Below are 1584 nucleotides of genomic sequence, written 5' to 3' on the forward strand. Positions count from 1 at the left end.
CCATGCCGCCGGCAAAGGTGAGGGTGTGCAGCCCGCCCCAGCCGAGGCTCAGGCATCGCGGATTTCGAAGTCGTGCGTCACCGCTGCCGTGGCACCGAGCATGATGGAGGCGGAGCAGTACTTCTCGGCGCTGAGCTCGATCGCACGCGCCACCTGCTTCGGATTGAGATCGCGGCCGGTCACGATGAAGTGGACATGGATGCGGGTGAAGACCTTCGGATCGGTCTCGGCGCGCTCCGCCGTCAGCTCCACGACACAGTCCGTCACCTGGGCGCGGCCCCGGCGCAGAATCAACAGGACATCGAACTCCGTACAGCCGCCGAGCCCGAGCAGCAGCATCTCCATGGGCCGTATGCCCAGGTTGCGACCGCCGAGATCCGGCGGGCCGTCCATGACCACGGCGTGGCCGCTGCCGGACTCCCCCACCATCGCAGTGCCTTCGATCCATTTGACGCGCGCTTTCATGTGAGAAACAGCTCCGCGAGCTTCGCGCCCGGGTCCGGTGCGCGCATGAAGGACTCGCCCACCAAGAACGCGTGCACGCCGTTGGCGCGCATCAGTGCGACATCGTCACGGCTGTGGATGCCGCTCTCGGTGACCAGCAGCCGGTCCGCCGGCACCTGCGGCAGCAGCTCGAGGGTTGTGGACAGGCTCACGTCGAAGGTCCTGAGGTTGCGGTTGTTGATGCCCACGAGCCGCGTCGGCACCGAGAGCGCCCGGGACAGCTCCGCTGCGTCGTGCACCTCCAGCAGCACGTCGAGCCCAAGCTCGTCGGCGAGGGCGGTGAAGTCCGCGAGCTCGGCATCTTGCAGGCAGGCGGCGATGAGCAGGATGCAGTCCGCGCCCATCGCCCGGGCCTCGTGGATTTGGTAGGGGTCGATGATGAAATCCTTGCGGATCACGGGCAGGTTGCAGGCGGCGCGTGCCTCCACGAGGTGGGCATCGTCGCCCTGGAAAAAGTCCCGGTCGGTCAGCACCGACAGGCAGGCTGCACCGCCGCGCGCATAGGACGCAGCGATCTCGCCAGGGCGAAAGTCGGGCCGCAGCAGGCCCTTGCTCGGGCTGGCGCGCTTGATTTCGGCGATGACACCGGCCTGCCCCGCAGCGATCCGCGCCGCCAGGGCGTCCGCGAAGCCGCGCGTCGGGCTGGCGTCCCGCAGCGCGGCGCTGAGCGCATTGAGGGGGCGTTGCCGTTTGCGCTCGGCAACCTCGTCCGCCTTGCGGGAGACAATGCGCTTCAGGATATCCGGTGTGTCCGTCATGTCCCGCCGGCCCCGAACCCGCTGGTCAGCTCGGCGAGCCGCTCCAGGCGCTCCACGGCCGCCCCGCTGTCCACCGCCGCCCGTGCGGCCTCGACGCCGTCCGCCAGCGTCTCCGTGACGCCGGCGGCATAGATGGCGGCGCCGGCGTTCAACAGCACGATGTCGCGCGCCGGCCCGGGCTCGCCGGCCAGGGGGGTGCGCCCCAGTTGCAGGCTCTGTGCCGGCCCGGCCACCCGGATGGCGTCCCAAGGCGCCGCGCCCAGCCCCGAGTCGGGTGGGGGGAGCGGGGAGCGGGGGGACGGGCCGCGCTCTGGCTCGGGAG

The 1584-nt window shown here is 70.5% G+C and carries 2 protein-coding genes and 1 pseudogene; all 3 read right to left on the reverse strand.

Annotated elements, in window-relative coordinates; translation table 11 throughout:
- Positions 1 to 48: 48 nt before the first annotated feature.
- Positions 49 to 465: an OsmC family protein gene (locus I6U14_RS10035; protein ID WP_296898970.1), complete on the reverse strand. Its 417-nt coding sequence runs from the start codon at positions 463 to 465 to the stop codon at positions 49 to 51.
- A complete protein-coding gene (gene trpC / locus I6U14_RS10040; RefSeq protein WP_296898972.1) occupies positions 462 to 1262 on the reverse strand; it encodes an indole-3-glycerol phosphate synthase TrpC in 801 nt (266 codons plus the stop codon). Before trpC ends, I6U14_RS10035 begins: the two co-directional genes overlap by 4 nt.
- Positions 1259 to 1584, reverse strand: a pseudogene (gene trpD, locus I6U14_RS10045) (anthranilate phosphoribosyltransferase); the annotation flags it as partial. The gene trpC and the pseudogene trpD, both read right to left, overlap by 4 nt.

The organism is Thiohalocapsa sp. (genome assembly GCF_019695415.1).
In the GTDB taxonomy this organism is placed as follows: Bacteria; Pseudomonadota; Gammaproteobacteria; order Chromatiales; family Chromatiaceae; genus Thiohalocapsa.

Excerpts from the sequence above, each read along its gene's own strand:
- I6U14_RS10035 (WP_296898970.1), bottom strand. The coding sequence starts at position 465 with ATGAAAGCGCGCGTCAAATGGATCGAAGGCACTGCGATGGTGGGGGAG.
- trpC (WP_296898972.1), bottom strand. The coding sequence starts at position 1,262 with ATGACGGACACACCGGATATCCTGAAGCGCATTGTCTCCCGCAAGGCG.